This is a genomic window from Streptomyces sp. NBC_00104 (assembly GCF_045160825.1).
Lineage (GTDB): Bacteria > Actinomycetota > Actinomycetes > Streptomycetales > Streptomycetaceae > Streptomyces.
The window spans coordinates 9266945-9285135 of record NZ_CP108215.1 but is presented as its reverse complement, the minus strand read 5'-3'; the positions used below and the strand labels follow the sequence as shown (position 1 = coordinate 9285135).

Annotated in this window: 13 protein-coding genes; 3 read left to right on the top strand and 10 right to left on the bottom strand. The window is 70.0% G+C overall.

The features are described 5' to 3' along the window. Nucleotides 1-43 precede the first annotated feature (43 nt). The 8 genes from OG272_RS40635 to OG272_RS40600 form a co-directional block, all read right to left on the bottom strand. A complete protein-coding gene (locus OG272_RS40635) occupies nt 44-1447 on the bottom strand; it encodes a ThuA domain-containing protein (protein ID WP_327726913.1) in 1404 nt (467 codons plus the stop codon). Nucleotides 1448-1456: 9 nt separating this feature from the next. After that, nucleotides 1457-3958, bottom strand: coding sequence for a PQQ-dependent sugar dehydrogenase (locus OG272_RS40630; protein WP_405895705.1), 2502 nt, complete (start codon nt 3956-3958; stop codon nt 1457-1459). Between the two features lie 133 nt (nt 3959-4091). After that, nucleotides 4092-5096, bottom strand: coding sequence for a sugar phosphate isomerase/epimerase family protein (locus OG272_RS40625; protein WP_405895704.1), 1005 nt, complete (start codon nt 5094-5096; stop codon nt 4092-4094). Nucleotides 5097-5109: 13 nt separating this feature from the next. Continuing rightward, nucleotides 5110-6501: a Gfo/Idh/MocA family oxidoreductase gene (locus OG272_RS40620; protein WP_328505682.1), complete on the bottom strand. Its 1392-nt coding sequence runs from the start codon at nt 6499-6501 to the stop codon at nt 5110-5112. A 120-nt stretch (nt 6502-6621) separates the two neighbouring features. Beyond that, nucleotides 6622-7659, bottom strand: a complete 1038-nt coding sequence (locus OG272_RS40615) for a substrate-binding domain-containing protein (RefSeq protein WP_326574738.1) — start codon at nt 7657-7659, stop codon at nt 6622-6624. 36 nt (nt 7660-7695) lie between these two features. After that, nucleotides 7696-8715 carry an ABC transporter permease gene (locus OG272_RS40610; RefSeq protein ID WP_327726917.1) on the bottom strand — a complete coding sequence of 340 codons (1020 nt, stop codon included), beginning with the start codon at nt 8713-8715 and terminating at the stop codon, nt 7696-7698. Beyond that, entirely contained in the window at nt 8712-10253 is a 1542-nt protein-coding gene (locus OG272_RS40605; RefSeq protein ID WP_327726918.1) for a sugar ABC transporter ATP-binding protein, read from the bottom strand. Before OG272_RS40605 ends, OG272_RS40610 begins: the two co-directional genes overlap by 4 nt. 150 nt (nt 10254-10403) lie before the next feature. Next, entirely contained in the window at nt 10404-11585 is a 1182-nt protein-coding gene (locus OG272_RS40600) for an ROK family transcriptional regulator (protein WP_326574741.1), read from the bottom strand. Between the two features lie 354 nt (nt 11586-11939). On the opposite strand from OG272_RS40600, the gene OG272_RS40595 reads away from it, so the two are divergent. The 3 genes from OG272_RS40595 to OG272_RS40585 are packed head-to-tail and all read left to right on the top strand — an operon-like array spanning nt 11940 to nt 16233. Then, nucleotides 11940-12350: a hypothetical protein gene (locus OG272_RS40595; protein WP_405895703.1), complete on the top strand. Its 411-nt coding sequence runs from the start codon at nt 11940-11942 to the stop codon at nt 12348-12350. Continuing rightward, nucleotides 12347-15022 carry a hypothetical protein gene (locus OG272_RS40590; protein ID WP_405895702.1) on the top strand — a complete coding sequence of 892 codons (2676 nt, stop codon included), beginning with the start codon at nt 12347-12349 and terminating at the stop codon, nt 15020-15022. The genes OG272_RS40595 and OG272_RS40590 overlap by 4 nt, the downstream gene beginning before the upstream one ends. Then, the gene (locus OG272_RS40585) at nt 15019-16233 is read left to right on the top strand and encodes a hypothetical protein (protein ID WP_328224364.1); all 1215 of its coding nucleotides are present in this window, start codon (nt 15019-15021) and stop codon (nt 16231-16233) included. Before OG272_RS40590 ends, OG272_RS40585 begins: the two co-directional genes overlap by 4 nt. 11 nt (nt 16234-16244) lie before the next feature. On the opposite strand, the gene OG272_RS40580 is transcribed toward OG272_RS40585, so the two are convergent. Continuing rightward, the gene (locus tag OG272_RS40580; RefSeq protein ID WP_327726922.1) at nt 16245-16922 is read right to left on the bottom strand and encodes a GntR family transcriptional regulator; all 678 of its coding nucleotides are present in this window, start codon (nt 16920-16922) and stop codon (nt 16245-16247) included. Between the two features lie 193 nt (nt 16923-17115). Then, complete coding sequence (locus OG272_RS40575; RefSeq protein ID WP_327726923.1) at nt 17116-18054, bottom strand: beta-ketoacyl-ACP synthase III; 939 nt, start codon at nt 18052-18054, stop codon at nt 17116-17118. Nucleotides 18055-18191 lie beyond the last annotated feature (137 nt).

The following is an 18191-nucleotide window of genomic DNA, read 5'->3' as shown; positions in this document are numbered from 1 at the left end:
GAAGACGGCGGGCGGAGGTCCGGCGTCCCCCGCCCGCCGCCGTTCAGTCGCCCGGAGTCCGGGCCGCCGCCGCAGCCGATGCGGCGGCGGCCCGCGCGGGCAGTTCCTTGATCCGGATGTCGCGGAAGGACACCTGGTCGTCGGCCCCGTGGTTCTGGATGCCGAAGTGACCGTCGCGCAGGCTCCGTGCCGGATCGGTGTTGGTGAAGTCGTTGATCTTCACGCCGTTGAGCCAGACGCGGAGGCGCTCGCCCTCCACGCGGATCTCGTACGTGTTCCACTCCCCCGGCGGGTTCAGGGCGCGGTCGCGCTTCCTGATGTCGGCGGACCGGAAGCCGTAGACGGACCCGGTGGTCCTCTCGGGTACGTCCGTGGCGTCGATCTGGACCTCGTAGCCGTTGTTCACGGCCGACCAGGGGTCGTCCGAGGGCGGGAAGCCCACGAACACACCGGAGTTGTCGTCGCCCGAGGCGCCGGACATCCTCCAGTCGAGCTTCAGGGAGTAGGCCCCGAAGCTCCGGTCCGCGTACCAGAGCATGCCCATCCCGCCGGACGACGTGATCGTGCCGTCGTCGTCCAGGGTGAAGGAGCCCGGGCCCGCCTGCCGCCAGCCGTCCAGCGAGGCCCGCGTGCCGTCGAACAACGGCCGGTAGCCGTTCTCCGGCCGGCAGTCGGCCCGGGCCTCGCCGATCGCCCACCGGATGCCGCCCAACAGGTGCTGCCGGAAGGCGGGTTCGGCGAAGGACTCCTTGGTGTGGCCGCCGCCGGTGTAGAAGGCGCGGCCGCCCTGGTAGTCCTGGCACCAGGCGATCGGATGGTCGCCGTTCATGGTGCCGCCGCTGTACGACGACTCGTCGAGCGAGGCGAGGACATGGGCCCGCTCACGGGGGTTGGAGCGGTAGTTGTACCACTCGTCCGTGCGGTTCCAGGTCGCGCCCAGACCGGCGGTGGCCGGGTGGGCGTGGTCCTCGACGTCGACCGTCGCGGGCTGGATCGCGGGGTGCCCCTGGAAGTACGCGCCCGCGAGTCCGCCGTAGAAGGCCCAGTCGTACTCGGTGTCGGCGGCCGCGTGGACGCCGACATAGGCGCCCCCGCGTTTGATGTACCGCTCGAACGCGCCCTGTTGGGCCGGGTCGAGGACGTCACCGGTCGTCGACAGGAACACCACGGCGTCGTAGCGCCCGAGGTTGCGGGCGGTGAAGGCGCCGGCGTCCTCCGTGGCGTCGACCGCGAAGCCGTGGGCGGCGCCCAGTTCCCGTACGGCCGCGACGCCCTCGGGGATCGAATCGTGCCGGAACCCGGCGGTCTTGGAGAACACGAGCACCCGGCGCTCGTCCCCGTGGCCCCCGGAGCCGCCCGCCTCATCGGACACGGCCGGTCCCGACACGCATCCGATCAGCAGGGCGGCGCCACCCAGCGCGGCCCACACACGTCCGTTCGTCGGCATGACGCCCCCTCACCGCTTCGTGAAGGTGAAGTCGTCCACGTCGAACAGGCCGCCGGAGCCGCTCCCCTTGAACACCAGGTACAGCGTGGTGGTGCCGCGCGGGGCACGGGACAGGTCGGCGGTGACGTCCTGGAAGTTCTCCCAGCCGCCGGTCACCGGCACGGTCGCGCTGCCGAGGACCCGGCCGGTCGGAGAGCCCGCGCGGACCTCCAGCCTGCCGCCGGCGCCCCCGGAGGAGACGCGTGCGGTGATCTTCGTGGCGTCGGACAGGACGTACGGCTCGAAGGAGATCCAGTCGCCGCCCGAGATGTCGCCGACCGTCTTGCCGCCGTGGGCCGTGTCCTTCGCCTGTACCACGATGCCCGAGGAGTCGTTGTAGTGCTCGGCCTGGCGGTGGGTGGGCTGGACGACGTTCTGGTCGTGGGTGGTCAGCGGGGCCTGGCCGCCGCCTCCTCCGTCGGTGTACTCGGCGTCGAAGACCCCGAAGATGTTGGCGTTCTCGTCGTGGCCGCCGTCGGCGCTGGTCTGGATGGTGCCGGTGCAGCCGTTGGCGGAGGTCACGGGGTGGCCGTGGCTGTCGTGGCCGAGGACGAAGGTGACCTTGACCTTGGAGCAGTCGATCGGCCGACCGTCCTCCGGGTCGCTGACCCTCACCTTGAACGGCACGGCGTCACCGAAGGCGAACAGCTGCCCGTCCGCCGGGAGTTGCAGCTCGACCTTGGGCGCGGTGTTGCCGACCACGATCTGCACGCTCGCGCTGCCGGTACGGCCCGAGGTGTCCTTCGCGGTCACCGTCGCCGTGTAGGTGCCGTTCTTCTTGTAGGTGTGCGTCGGGTTCGCCGCCGTGGACGTGCCGCCGTCGCCGAAGTCCCAGCTGTAGGTGAGCGCGTCACCGTCGGCGTCGCTCGTGCCGGCGGAGGAGAAGCGGACCTTCAGCTTGGCCTGGCCCGACGTGCGGTCGGCGGCGGCCTGGGCGACCGGGGAGTGGCCGTCGGTGGCGTTCTCTATGCGGTACAGGGCCGAGTGCTCGTCGCCGCCGAACCAGGAGATGCCGTAGTCGAGGACGTACAGCGCGCCGTCCGGGCCGAAGGCCATATCCATGATTTGGGTGCCGGTCCAGGGCACGTTGTTGATCGACTGCACGGTGCCGTCGGCGTCGCTCGTGATCCGCTTGATCCAGCGACGGCCGAACTCACCGGCGAAGAAGTCGCCGTCGTACGCCTGCGGGAACTTCACCGGGGAGTCGAGAGCGGCGTCGTAGTGGTAGACCGGGCCGCCCATCGGGGACTCGGAGCCGTCGCCGAACTCCGGGACGGAGGCCCCGTCGTAGGGGATCCAGGCGGGCTCGGCGGGCGGCAGGTCGGTGAGGCCGGTGTTGTTCGGCGAGGTGTTCTTCGGGGCCGCGCAGTCGAAGGCCGCGCCCGAGGTGCCGGTGGCGAAGTCGTAGTCGACGTAGGCGTCGTTCTTGCCGGTGCAGTACGGCCAGCCGAAGTTGCCGGGCTTGGTCACACGGGCGAACTCGACCTGTCCGGCCGGGCCGCGCGAGGGGTTGGCGGCGCCCGCGTCGGGGCCGTACTCGCCGACGTAGAGGACGCCGGTCTCCTTGTCGACGCTGAAGCGGAACGGGTTGCGGAAGCCCATCGCGTAGATCTCGGGGCGGGTCTTGTCCGTGCCCGGCGCGAAGAGGTTGCCGTCGGGGACGGCGTACGAGCCGTCGGCGTTCACCTTGATGCGCAGGATCTTGCCGCGCAGGTCGTTGGTGTTGCCGGAGGTGCGCTGGGCGTCGAAGGCCGGGTTGCGGTTGGACCGCTCGTCGATGGGGGTGAAGCCGTCCGACTGGAACGGGTTGCTGTCGTCGCCCGTCGACAGGTACAGGTTGCCCGCCGCGTCGAAGTCGATGTCGCCGCCGACGTGGCAGCAGATGCCCCGGGAGGCCGGGACGTCGAGGACCTTCGTCTCGCTGGCCTTGTCGAGGGTGCCGTCGGTCTTCAGGACGAAGCGGGAGAGCCGGTTGACGCCGTCGAAGGGCGCGAAGTCGGCGGCCGTTCCGGTCTCGGGGGCGTCACCGGCCGGGGTGTTCAACGGGGGCGCGTAGTACAGGTAGATGAACCGGTTGTCGGCGAAACCCGGGTCGACACCGATGCCCTGGAGACCCTCCTCGTCGTGGCTGTACACGTCGAGCTTGCCGGCGAGCCTGGTGTTGCCCGCCGTGTCGGTCAGACGCAGTTCGCCGTCGCGCGAGGTGTGCAGGACCGACCGGTCCGGGAGGACGGCGAGCGACATGGGCTCGCCGACCTCCGGTTCACCCTTGGCTAGGGTGACCTGCTGGAAGTCCTCGGCCGCGGCGGCAGCGGCGGACTTCGGGTCGGCGTCGGCCGCGCCCGCGGCGGGCGCGGTGAGCGAGAGCGAGGCGCCCGCGAGCAGCAGACCGCTCAGCAGTGCGATCGGCCCGCGCAGCCTGCGGCGTCTGCGGATGCTGGTGGGGTGTCTGTCGTCGTCGTACGGGTGCACGAAATGCCTCCAGAGAGGGGCTGGTCGTACGGAGGTGTACGGGTGTGTGCGGTACGCCGGGGTGCGCCGTCACCCCGGAGACATGACCGGACCGTGGGGGCCCGGTCGACAGGTGGCCCTGCGTCGCCTGGGCCTAGTCGTTGCCGCCGAACGCCGCGTCGAAGGCGGCCGTCGGCGGTTCGAAGTCGAACGCCTTGAGGCGGGTCAGGGCCTCGGGTGCGCCCTGGAGCCGGTCCATGCCGGCGTCCTCCCACTCGACGGAGATCGGTCCCCGGTAGTCGATCGAGCGGAGCATCCGGAAGACGTCCTCCCAGGGGACGTCGCCGTGGCCGGCCGACACGAAGTCCCAGCCGCGGCGCGGGTCGCCCCAGGGCAGGTGCGAGCCGAGGCGGCCGTTGCGGCCGTCGAGGCGCTTGCGGGCCTCCTTGCAGTCGACGTGGTAGATCCGGTCGCGGAAGTCCCACAGGAAGCCGACCGGGTCGAGGTCCTGCCACACGAAGTGCGAGGGGTCGAAGTTCAGGCCGAACGCCGGACGCCGGTCCACCGCCTCCAGAGCGCGCTGGGTCGTCCAGTAGTCGTAGGCGATCTCGCTCGGGTGGACCTCGTGGGCGAACCGCACGCCCTGGGCGTCGAAGACGTCGAGGATCGGGTTCCAGCGCATCGCGAAGTCGTCGTAGCCGCGCTCGATCATCGACTCCGGGGCGGGCGGGAACATGGCGACCAGGTGCCAGATGGAGGAGCCGGTGAAGCCGATGACGGTGTCGACGCCGAAGGCGGCGGCGGCCCGCGCGGTGTCGGCCATCTCGACGGCCGCCCGCTGCCGTACGCCCTCGGGTTCGCCGTCGCCCCAGATGCGGGCGGGCAGGATGGCCCGGTGGCGTTCGTCGATGATGGCGTCGCAGACGGCCTGTCCCACCAGGTGGTTGGAGATGGCCCAGCACTTCAGGCCGTACTTCTCCAGAAGTTGGTGACGGGAGTCCAGGTACGACGAGTCGGCGAGGGCCTTGTCGACCTCGAAGTGGTCGCCCCAGCAGGCGAGTTCGAGGCCGTCGTAGCCGAAGTCGCGGGCGAGGCGGCAGACCTCTTCGAGGGGCAGGTCGGCCCACTGGCCGGTGAAGAGCGTGAAGTCGCGCGGCATGTCCGAGGCCTCCTCAGACCGTGGTGGGGGTGTGGGTCGGTGTGTAGACGGAGTTCTTCTCGGCGCTCTCCTCGACCGCCGCGAGGACGCGCTGCACCTGGAGCCCGTCGGCGAAGGACGGCTCGGGCCTGCTCCCTGCCGCGACGGCGTGCACGAGGTCGCGCGCCTGGTGGACGAAGGTGTGCTCGTAGCCGAGGCCGTGCCCCGGCGGCCACCAGGCGTCCAGGTAGGGGTGATCGGGCTCGGTGACCAGGATGCGGCGGAAGCCCGCGTGGGCGGCGGGTTCGGTGTGGTCGTGGAAGGCGAGTTCGTTGAGCCGTTCCAGGTCGAAGGCCAACGAGCCGCGCTCGCCGTTGAGTTCGATGCGCAGGGCGTTCTTGCGGCCGGTGGCGAAGCGGGTCGCCTCGAAGGACGCGACGGCGCCGGAGGCGAAGCGGCCGGTGAACAGGGCCGTGTCGTCCACGGTGACCGCGCCCCGTCCGGCCGTGCCGCCGGAGGACGCCAGACCGCTGGACGCACCTGCGGGCAGCGGCCGTTCGCGTACGAAGGTCTCCATCAGCGCGGACACGCCCGTCACCGGCTCTCCGGCCAGGTACTGCGCGAGGTCGACGATGTGGGCGCCCAGGTCGCCGAGCGCTCCGGAGCCGGCGGACTCCTTGCGCAGCCGCCAGGTGAGGGGGAACTCCGGGTCCACCAGCCAGTCCTGAAGGTACGTCACCCGCACATGCCGCAGGGCGCCCAGTCGGCCCTCGGCGACCATGCGGCGGGCGAGCGCGGTGGCGGGGACACGGCGGTAGTTGAAGCCGACCATGGCCAACCTGCCGCGCGTGTACGCCTCTTCGGCCGCCGTCGCCATGGCCTCCGCCTCCGCGACCGTGTTGGCGAGGGGCTTCTCGCAGAGCACGTGCTTGCCGGCGGCCAGCGCGGCGAGGGCGATCTCGGCGTGGCTGTCCCCAGGGGTGCAGATGTCGACGAGGTCGATGTCGTCCCGGGCGATCAGCTCCCGCCAGTCGGTCTCCGTCCCGGCCCACCCGTGCCGGTCCGCCATGGCCCGCACCGCGTCCGCGTCCCGCCCGCACACGGCGGCGAGCACCGGACTGAGCGGCAGGTCGAAGACCCGCCCCGCCGTACGCCACCCCTGCGAGTGCGCGGCCCCCATGAAGGAGTACCCGACCATCCCGACCCGCAACGACGGCTTGTCCGGCCCACCGGCGAGCCCGGCGGGCCAGGCCCCGGCACGGGTACGGACACCGGTCGTCGTCCCGGTCCGGGCTTCGCCCTGGGCCGGCCCGCCCCCGCCGCCTGCCACGATCCCGCCTCCAGCCCTGCGACCTGCCCCGGCGTCCGACCCCGCGGCTCCTGACTCCTCCGCCTCGGCCTGGTCGGGCTGTTGCGGCTGTCCCATGCGTGTGTCCTCCTCGTGGTCGCGGCGCGGTGGGGGGGTGGGGCCCGAGTCGGTGGTCCGGGGCTCCGTCCTGCGCTGCCCCGGACCTCGTCGCCGTTCGGGCCCGTCCGGCGGGAGCCGTCACTTGAAGCCGGTGGGCATGTACTGGTCGACGTTGTCCTTGTCGACGACGGCCGAGTAGAGCGTCAGCGAACTCGGGATCTCGAACTCGGCGAGACCACCGACCCCCTTGCCCTGGCCGAGTGCGCGGGCGAGGTCGATCGCTGAGGCGGCCATGGTCGGCGGGTAGAGGACGGTCGCCTTCAGCACCCCGTCGCCCTTCTTGATCGCCTGGAACGCGGACAGCGCGCCCGCGCCGCCCACCATCAGGAAGTCGTCGCGCCCGGCCTGCTCGATGGCGCGCAGGGCACCCACGCCCTGGTCGTCGTCGTGGTTCCACAGCGCGTCGAAGTTCGACTGCGCCTGGAGGAGTTGAGCCATCTTGGCCTGACCGGACTCCACCGTGAACTCGGCGGCCTGCCGGGCCACCTTCTTGATGTTCGGGTAGTTCTTCAGCGCGTCGTCGAAGCCCTGGGTGCGCTGCTTGGTCAGCTCCAGGTTGTCGAGCCCGGCGAGCTCGATGACGCGGGCGTCACTCTTGTCCTTGAGCTGCTCGCCGATGTAGTGCCCGGCGTTGAGGCCCATGCCGTAGTTGTCGCCGCCGATCCAGCAGCGGTACGCCTGCGGGGAGTTGAAGATCCGGTCGAGGTTGACGACGGGGATGCCGGCCCGCATCGCCTTGAGGCCGACCTGGGTGAGCGCCTTGCCGTCGGCGGGCAGCACGACCAGGACGTCGACCTTCTTGTTGATGAGGGTCTCGATCTGGCCGATCTGCTGGGCGGTGTCGTTGGAGCCCTCGGTGATCTCCAGCGTGACGTCCTCGTACCGCTCCGCGCGGCTCTTGGCGTTCTGGTTGATCGCGTTGAGCCAGCCGTGGTCGGCCTGCGGTCCGGCGAAGCCGATGGTGACCGCCTTGCCGGGCTTGTCGTCGGCGACCGTCTGCTCGTTGCCGGCCGGATCGTCCTTGGATTCATTGCTGGTGCAACCGGCGAGGAGGGCGCCGGCCGAGACGGCGGCGGTCCCGAAGAGCAGTCCTCTGCGGCTGGTGAACTGTGACATGGCGGTGAACCTTTCCCGTGTCGGCTCTTCGGTGGTTCAGGTCGAACTGGCCGTACGTCGCTGGACCAGGACCGCGGCGACGATGATCGCGCCCTTGGCGATCTGCTGGACATCGGTCTGCAGGTTGTTGAGCGCGAAGATGTTGGTGATCGTGGTGAAGATCAGGACGCCGACGACGGAGCCGGTGATGGTGCCCCGGCCGCCGCTGAGCAGGGTGCCGCCGATGATCACGGCGGCGATGGCGTCGAGTTCGTAGAGGTTGCCGTTGGTGTTCTGGCCCGAGCCGGACAGCACGATCAGCAGGAACGCGGCGATGCCGCAGCACAGCCCGGAGAGCAGGTACAGGTAGAGCCGCTGGCGGCGGACGTCGATGCCCGCGAGCCGGGCCGCCTCCGCGTTGCCGCCGACGGCGACCGTGCGCCGGCCGAACGTCGTGCGGTTCAGCAGCAGCCAGCCGATGATCGTCACGAGCGCGAAGACCAGGACGAGCGGCGGTATGCCGAGGATGTACGCGTCGCGCTCACCGAGGTCCAGGATGGCGTCCACGCCGACGATCTGGGTGCTGCCGTCGGTGATCTGGAGGGCGAGGCCGCGCGCCGAGGCGAGCATGGCGAGGGTGGCGATGAAGGGGACCACCCCGCCGTAGGCGATGAGCAGCCCGTTCACCAGGCCGCAGCCGACGCCGACGATCACCGCCGTGAAGAGGATGCCGGCGAAGCCGTACTCCTGGGTGGCCACGGTCGTCGCCCAGACGGAGGCCAGGGCGACGATCGCGCCCACGGACAGGTCGATGCCGCCGGAGGTGATGACGAAGGTCATGCCGACGGTGACGACACCGATCACCGAGGCCTGGGTGAGGACGAGTTGGAGGTTGCGGGTGTCGAGGAACTCGTCGGGTTTGGTGACGCCGCCGATGACGATCAGCGCGGCGAGGACACCGATGAGCGAGAGGGTGCGGACATCGGCGCGGAAGACGAGGGCACGCCAGGCCGGCGGCTCGCTGACGGGTGTCACCTTGTCGGCACTGCCCCGGGGCGGGGACACGGGCTGGGTCATGACGCCGGGCTCCCTTCTGCGGTCACGGGGCTTCCTTCCATCACAAGGTCGAGTACGCGGTGTTCGTCGAGTTCACGGGCGGGTGCGGTGTGGACGACCCGGCCCTCGCGCAGGACGAGCACCCGGTCGGCGAGGCCGAGGACTTCGGGCACCTCGCTGGAGACCAGCAGCACGGCGAGCCCCTCGTCGGCGAGCCGGCGGACCACCGCGTACAGCTCGGCGCGGGCACCCACGTCGACGCCCCGCGTCGGCTCGTCGAGCAGCAGGACCCGGCAGCCGCGCAGCAGCCAGCGGGCGAGGACCGCCTTCTGCTGGTTGCCTCCGGAGAGGGTGCGGACCGGTACGTCCGGGTTGTCGGGGCGCAGGGACAGCTCGCGGGTCGCGGCCCGTGCGGCGCGGTGTTCGGCGCCCCGGTCGATCCAGCCCACGCGTGCGTAGCGGGACATCGACGACACGGAAACGTTTCTGGTGACGGACTCCAGCATCAGCAGCGCCTGCGCCTTGCGCTCCTCGGGAGCGAGTCCGAGCCCGGCCCGTACGGCGGCCCGTACGCTGCCGAGCCGCAACGGCCGCCCGTCGACGCTGACCTGACCGGCCGTTGGCTTTCGGGCGCCGTAGATCGTCTCCAGGATCTCCGACCGTCCCGAGCCGACGAGTCCGGCGAGGCCGACGATCTCGCCGGGGCGCACCTCCAGGTCGAACCCCTCGAACTCGCCGGTGCGCGCCAGCCCCCGCACCTCCAGCACGGGCGTCCCTTCTGTCGGCGGCACGGACGGGCGATCGGGAAACACGTACTCGACGTTCCGCCCCGTCATCAGCGCCACGACCTCGCGCGTCGGCGTCGACTTCGCGGGCAGCCCGCCCGCCACGGCCCGCCCGTCCTTCAGCACGGTCACCCGGTCGCCGATCCGGCGGATCTCCTCCAGGCGGTGCGAGATGTAGACGACGGCCACCCCGTCGGCGGTCAGGTCCCCCACGATCCTGAACAGGTTGTCGACCTCGTCCGGGTCGAGCGCGGCCGACGGCTCGTCCATGACGATGAGCCGTACGTCGTGGGAGAGCGCCCGGGCCATGGAGACGATCTGCTGCTGGGCGGCCGACAACTCACCGACGAGCCGCGCCGGATCGACCTCTGGATGTCCAAGTCGCTTGAGAAGAGCGGCTGTTGACGCACGAGCGGCTTTGCCCCGTACGACGAAGCCGGCGGCGGTGGGTTCATGCCCGAGGTGGACGTTCTCGGCCACCGACAGGTGTTCCACCAGGTCGAGTTCCTGGTAGATGGTGGCGATGCCGAGGCCCATGGCGGCGATCGGGGACTTCAGGGTGACGGGTTCGCCCCGCCAGGTGATCGTGCCGTCGTCGGGCTGGTGGGCACCGGCCAGGACCTTGATCAGGGTGGACTTCCCGGCTCCGTTCTGGCCGAGCAGGCAGTGGACCTCTCCGGCCTGGACGTCGAGATCTACGCCGTCCAGGGCCCGGACCCCGGGGAACGACTTGGTGATACCGGACATGGTGAGCAGCGGTGGTTCTGGTGCCATGAGATCCCCTTGGCGGGCGTGCGGGCCGGTTGCAGGGCGAATCCGCCTGCTGGGCAGGCGTGTTCGGGCAGGGCGGAGCAGGGCGCGTCGGAGCATGCGCCGTGCCGGTGTGCTGTGTCGGTGGGGAAGCCGGCGCGCGCTCGCGCGGGCCTACGCGGGTGAGAACAGGTGGTCGCTGATGAGACGGGCCGCGCCGATGACTCCGGCGGTGGGCCCCAACTCCCCCAGCACGATGGGCAGATTGCCGGTCGCGAGAGGCAGTGACTGACGGTAGACCTGGGTGCGGATGGCGGCGAGCAGGGTGTGGCCGAGGCCCGTCACCCCGCCGCCGATCACCACCAGGCCGGGGTTGAAGAAGCTGACGAGTCCGGCGATGACCTGGCCGGTGCGGTTGCCGCCCTCGCGTATCAGGTCGAGCGCGGTGGCGTCGCCGGCGGCGGCCGCGGCGGCCACGTCGACGGCGGTCAGGGTGCCGTTGGTCTCCAGGCGGGCGGCCAGTTCGGCCGAAAGTCCCTGCTGGGCTGCCTCCTTGGCGTCGCGGGCGAGTGCGGCGCCGCTGAAGTGGGCCTCCAGACAGCCCCGGTTCCCGCAGGCGCAGGGGCGGCCGTCCGGTACGGCGAGGATGTGCCCGATGTCGCCGGCGCTGCCCGTCGCACCGCGGTGGACCTCGCCGCCGACGATGATGCCGCAGCCGATGCCGGTGCCGATCTTGACGCAGAGGAAGTCGCCCACGGAACGGGCCACGCCCGCGTGCTGCTCCCCCATCGCCATCAGGTTCACGTCGTTGTCGACCATGACGGGGCAGCCGAGTTCCTGGCTGAGCGCCTCGCGCACCGGGAACCCGTCCCAGCCCGGCATGATCGGCGGGGCGACGGGGACGCCCTCGGGGAAGCGGACCGGTCCGGGGACGCCTATGCCGGCGCCGTCGAACCCCTCCGCGAGCCCGGAGGCCTTCAGCTTGGCTGCCATGGACAGGACTTGCTCGAAGACGGCGACCGGACCGTCCCGTACGTCCATGGGCTGGTTGATGTGGCCGAGGATCTCCAACTCCGGTGTGGTGACGGCCACGTCGATCGAGGTGGCGCCGATGTCGACGCCGAGGAAGCGGAGTTGGGGGGCGAGCCGGATGTTGTGCGACCGGCGGCCACCGCGCGAGGCGGCGAGCCCGTCGGCCACGACCAGTCCCGTCTCCAGGAGCCGGTCCACCTCCACGGCCAGCTTCGACCGGGACAGATCGATCCGGTCCCCCAGCTGCGCACGGGAGTTGGGCCCACCGTCCCGCAACAGACGCAACAGCCTGGCCTGATGCGCGTTGGCGGGTCGAGCCGTCATACGTCTCACAAGCCCCTCCCCGCCTCAACCGGCCTCTACGTCCGTCAGGTTCCGGCCAGATCCCACGACCGACCTTTCGCAGGGGAACGTAGCAGCGACTACCGGGACTGGGAAGAAGTTACGCAGAGATTGCCGCCGACTTTCTCCACTCACAGGACAAAGGAGTGTTCGATACCCAAAAGATCTCGGACCCGCATGGTCGCAATGCATCAAATCAGCACACGAAGGGATAGTTCGCTTGTGCGACGCACGGTTGGGGTAGGTGACAGCGGCACCCCCTGTGGGGGGGTCGGGCAGGGGTCGACGGACGTGACGTGCCGCGCCCGTGACCCCGCGGCAAGGAGGGGGAAGATCATGAGCGACGGTACGAAGCGGGCGACAGCCGCGGCCGCGACGGTGGTGCTCGCGACCGCGGTGAACGTGTTCACGGGTTTACTCACGGAGCGTTGGGCTTTGGCCTGGTGGGCCACGGTGATCGTCCTGGTGATCATCGGAGCGGGCCTGCAGGCGTGGCTGACGCTCTCGGACCGGGCCGGCCGGGCGACGTCCGTGACGGCCGCCGGAATCGGGTCGATCGCCGGCGCGGGGAGCATGACCGACGTCTCGACCGAGGTCACCCTGAGCCCGGCCACCCTCACGGCGGTCCGTCCGCTGCCGACGCCGGGCGAGGGGGTGAGCGCGTCCGGAATCGGTGCGGTCACCACGGGAGGCGACGCACGGAACGTGCACACCAAGGTGACCGAAGGGGATCCGACGGCGTCATGAAGAACCGCCCGGGCATACGGTCGAGCCTCCTTCGCCCGAACATCGTGAACGCCAGGGGCGTCGGCGTGGTCGCCTCCGGCGGTGACATGCGCAACGTCACGGTCTACGTCGGGACGGGACGGACGGAGGGCGAGTTCGAGGATCTCCGGACCGGATCCGAGCGTGCGCGGGTCGAACGATGGCAGGCCTCCGCCAAGTGGAAGGACGAGGCCTTCACCCAGCACTTCCTCCCGAAGGCCAGGGCGTCGGTCCGGTCGGACGGCGCCACCTGGGACTTCACCGGGCGGCAGGAGGCGCTGCGCCGGATCGCGACATGGCTGGCCGGCTCGACGAACAACCGGTCGGGCCTGATCGTGTCGGGTGGGCCGGGGTCCGGAAAAACGGCCGTTCTCGGGCTGGTGGCAACCCTGGCCGACCCCGATCACCACCCCAACGTGCCGCAGGATCGAGTCGGTGTGGGCGAGGAAGCGCTTCCTCGCTCTCACAGCTTCACCGTGGTCATCTACGCGGCCGGGCTGAAGGCGGACGTGGTCATCGACGCTCTGTCGCACGCCCACCGCTCGGCGTCGTCGGCCACCCCGGTCGTCCTCATCGACGCGGTCGACGAGTCCGACGACCCGAATCTGCTGGTCGACGCCGTTGTGAAGCCACTGCTCATGGACGGCTCCGTACGCCTGGTCCTCGGTATGCGCACAGAACTCGCCTCCCGCCTCGGTGACCTGTGCGATGTCGTCGATCTCGACGGGGACTTCGCCGATCCGGAGGGCATGCGGCGCCATATCGAGCACGCCCTGTTGCAGGCGACCGAGGCCAGCCCGTTCCGTGGTCTGCCCGCGACGGTGTCACAGGTGGCCGAGGGCATCGCCCGAGTGGCGGGGCCGTCCTTCCTGGTGGGCCGTCTGCTGTCCCAGATGCTCGCCGGCCTGCCCGAACCCCCTGTCCTCAGACCTGGTTGGGAGGAGGAACTGCCGCGTCTGCCGGGAGAGATCCTGGAACGGGACCTGACCGAACGGCTCGGCCACGAGAAGGCCGCGCAAGCCCTGGATCTCCTGCGCCCGTTGGCCTTCGCCGAAGGCAACGGCCTTCCCTACGAGGACATCTGGGCGGCGCTCGCCGGCCGGATGGCGAGGCGGAGCTATGACCACACCAGCCTTCAGTGGTTGCGCAAGCACGTGGGAAGTTACGCGGTCAGGTCGACCGACCAGGGCCATGACGTCTACCGCCCCCACCATCTGTCGCTCACCGAGCATCTGCGCAGGGTGCCGGATCCGCAGGCGGTCCACCGGTGCTTCGTGGACTTCCTGGTCGAGCACACACCTCTCCGTGCCGACGGCACCCGGGACTGGCGGCGGGCGAGCTTCTACACCCGCGCCTACCTGGCCACCCACATCGCCAAGGCAGGCGGCCACGACGTCCTCAATGAACTGGTACTCGACCCGGCCTATCTGCTCGACGCGATCCCCCACCGGCTCCTCGGTGCCCTGGACGGTCACCGTCTGCCCGCCGACCGGGACATGACGGAGGTCCGAACGGCGATCAACGCCTACCGGCAGGCCGCCGCCGACTTCCGCCGCTCCACACCGGACCTGCGGCCGGCCGCCCTCGACCTGGCGGTCAGCACCCACGACGCCCGTACGCTCCGATCCCGCATGGAGCCGGTCCCCGACTCGTCGCCCTGGAAGGCCCGCTGGGTCGACATGCGGCCCCGGCGCAGCTGCTACACCCTCACCCGGCTCACGGGCGAGATCACCCGCATGACGGCGTTCACGTACGCCGGGGACAGACATCTGGCGGTCGCGTCCACCAAGGGCGAGATCGAGGTGTGGAACGTGGATGTCGGCCAACGGGTCATCAGGGGTACCGTCGTCAACGGCCAGCGCGTCACGGGCCTGGACATGGTGGTCGGGAACGGTCGTGTCTTCATGGCCACGAGCAGCGCGACCGAGGTCGAGCTGTGGGACATGTTCCGCGGGAAGCAGCCGCTGTGCAGCCGGCCCGTCGACAACGCGGGCTACGACAGCGAAACGACCGCCGTGGCCTTTGCCGAGGTCGGCGGCGATCTCCTCCTGTTCTGCCTGAGCGACGGCTTGTCGCTGTATCGGTTCGACGTACTGCGGGCGACGCCCCTGCCTCCTCTTTGCCTGGACAGGGCATGCGACTTCATGCGGAGCAACGCGTCCGTCGCGGTGACGGCGGTCGCGGGGAGGCTGTCGGCCGTGGTCAGTGACTGGTACGGCGTCATGCTCATCGACCTGGAGACCGGCCGTACCCGGCAGTGCTCCGGCGGAAGCGGCTACGCACGAGGCATACAGATCGTCCCCGGGACAGACCCGCCGCAGTTCCTGGTGGGGCAGAACTCCCACAGGATCTTCCGGCTCCATCCGAACCAGGCCCCTCAGCAGATCCGCACCTGCCCGGAGAGCGTCTGCGACGTCGATGTCCGCACGCGGAACGGCGACACCTTCGTCGTGGCCGGGTACGACTACTGCGAACGGCCGTTGGAGGTCTTCTCACTGACACGGCCCGACGTCGCCGTTTCCGACTTCTACGACACACGATCAGCCGTGAGTCAGGTTCGCGTCATGGAACTGCGCCACGGTCATGTGGTGATCGCGGCCGGGGAGCGCTCCGGCACCGTACGGATCTGGGACTTCCCCGAGGTGCCCGAGTGAGCCGTACGGATCGATTCAGCGAACCCATCGCCGTCCACACCGCCCAACTGGGCGACCGACGTGTCGTGGTCGTGGTCCACCCCGGCTTCGCCCTCGTGCGGAACTCGTCCGACGGTGCGGAGATCACGCGCCACGACCTGCCGTACCCTGCGGAGAAATCCGTCTGTCTGGCGTACGAAGAGTCCCCCCTGCTCATCGCGAACTCTGCGGAGAAAGTGTTCGTGTACAACCTGGGGGATGCGACGAGCGAACACATAGGCTCCTGCGCGTCGAACATCTCGGCCCTGACAGCGGGACTTCTGGGCGGGAAACTCGTGGTCGCCGCGGGGGACCGCCGGGGATCCGTCGGAGTCTTCACCCTCGACGACGCGGAGTGGTCCCATGAAGTGATATCCGCCCATCGGAACACCGTGATGTCGGTCTCTCTCGGAAAAGTGCGGGGGCGACCGTCCATCGTGAGTTGCGCGAACGACACGACGGTAACGCACACGTCCATAGGCACGAAGGCCTCACGCGTTCTCTGGCGAATCAACTGGGAGAGGGACAGCCCTTCCTCGGCCGATGTCTCCTGTACGTGGCTCCATCACGGCAATGATTTTCTCTTCGACCTCGAACAGGCGATTCACGCCCGGGCTTGGCGTTCTGATTCAGGCTCTGCCGTCGAGCTCCTCCACAGCCGCATGGAAGCCGTTCAGAAGTGTGCCGTCGTCAACTCGGGGCGCTTGTCGTTCATCGTCGTCACGGGCAAGGACGTGCTCGACACGATGATGTCGGTCGGGGAACTGCCGAGCCGTTCCGTACCCCTTTCCCACACCATGGCTTTCGCCAGTCCAGGGCGGCTCGCGGTCGTCCTGCCGATCCGTGGCGGCGCACTCCTGGCGCTGACTCAGGGATCGAGCGTCCGCATCACCTCTGTGCGGGTGACGCGCACTTGGCACTGGTTCTACAACTCGATGTGCCTTCTGGGATTCGGCGTCATGCTCTCGGTGATCAGAGACAGTCCGAGCCTGTGGCCGCTGCTCTTCCTCACCGTCCCGATGGCCTTCCAGGTGTTGCAGCGCCCGACCGTGCGCAGCGTCGCCGGCCGAGATCTCGTCGACATCGATCTGCACAGCGAAGCCATCGACGTCGACTTCGACGGCCCGGACGCGTTCGTGACCCTGAGCCATGGAGGCGTAGCCACGTTCGATCTGTCCGATCCGCGATCCTGAACCGTCGCCGCCTACGGCCGGGGCCGCTCGTGATACGTCTTCCGCGTGTGCTCCGTATGCGCCCGCATGACCTCCGTCGCGCGTTGTTCGTCGCGGGCGGAGATGGCGGTGATGAGGTCGCGGTGTTCGATCCAGGACTGGTGGCCGCGCCGGCGGGCCACGGGGGTGTAGTACCAGCGGACGCGGCGGTCGACCTGGGCGGCGAGTTCGGCGAGGACCGTGTTGCCGGCCAGTTCCATGACCTTGGCGTGGAAGCGGGCGTTCATGGCGACGGCCGCGTCGACGTCGTCGGCGGCGACGGCTCGCTCGCCCTCCGCGCAGAGTTCCTCCAGCGCCGTGATGCCCGCCGTGCCGGCGTTCGCCGCGGCGAGGCGGGCGGCCTCGGCCTCCAACAGGGTGCGGACCGTGAGGAGTTGGTCGGCCTCCGCCTCCGTCGGCTCGTGGACGAAGGCACCCTGGGCGGGCCGGAGGTCGACCCAGCCCTCGGTGTTGAGGCGTTGCAGGGCCTCGCGGACGGGCTGCCGGGACACCCCGAGGTGCCCGGCGAGTTCGCTCTCGACGAGATGCTGGCCGGGGCGCAGCGCGCGCGTGGTGATGAGTTCGAGCAGGGCTTCGTAGACGCGGTCCCGCAGGGGACCGGGGCGTTCGAGCTTGGGTACCGCCCCTTGCGGAAGTCCGGTCGACAACATCGGGTCCCCCTCCAGAGCACCACTGGGTGTACTGCACACGGAAAGTCAACGGCCCGTACTGGAAAGAACTGGAAAGTCCGAGTCAACAGCCAGTATGGATTGTCTTTCGTCTACAGTCTACGACCTGCGATGACCAGGGGACCGACGAGTATGCCTCGTCACATCGCTGTGCACATCACCACGAACACCCTGTTCACGGGCAGCGGACCACCTGTCCCGCGTACGACAGGTTGCCGCCGAAACCGAACAGCAGCACGGGGTCGCCGCTGGAGATCTCGCCGCGTTCGACGAGCTTGGAGAAGGCGAGGGGGATGCTCGCGGCCGAGGTGTTGCCGGAGTCGACGACGTCCCGCGCGACCACGGCGTTGACCGCGCCGATCTTCATGGCGAGGGGCTCGATGATGCGCAGATTGGCCTGGTGGAGGACGACCGCGGCGAGGTCGGCGGGCGTGAGTCCCGCCTTCTCGCAGGCCGCGCGGGCGATGGGCGGCAGCTTGGTGGTGGCCCAGCGGTAGACACTCTGGCCCTCCTGCGCGAAGCGCGGAGGGGTGCCCTCGATGCGGACGGCGTTCCCCATCTCGGGCACCGATCCCCACAGCACCGGCCCGATGCCGGGCTCCTCGGCGGCCTCGACGACGGCCGCGCCCGCCCCGTCCCCGACGAGGACGCAGGTCGTGCGGTCGGTCCAGTCCGTGACCTCGGACATCTTGTCGGCACCGATGACGAGCGCCCGCGTGGCGGCGCCGGCACGCACGGCGTGGTCGGCGGTGGCGAGGGCGTGGGTGAACCCGGCGCAGACGACGTTGACGTCCATGGCGGCCGGGTTCGGGATGGAGAGCCGGTTCGCGACCCGGGCCGCCATGTTCGGGGAGCGGTCGATGGCGGTGGAGGTGGCGACCACGACCAGGTCGATGGCCTCCGGGCCGAGACCGGCCGAGGCCAGGGCCTTGGCGGCGGCATGGCCCGCCAGCTCGTCGACCGGTTCGTCGGGACCTGCGATGTGCCGGGTGCGAATGCCCACACGGCTCGTGATCCACTCGTCACTCGTGTCGACCAGGCCCGCCAGGTCCTCGTTGGTGAGGATCTTGGCGGGCTGGTAATGGCCGACGGCGGCGATTCGCGAGCCGTTCATGGGTGGTTCCCCTCGTTGCCTGTGGTCAGCGGGATCCACCAGTCTGATCAGTGACTCGCGGGTACGAGGGCGGGTGAGGCGACAGTAATGCGTGGCCCGGGTTGTGGGCTTCTGTCAGACCCCAGGAGATCCGCGCA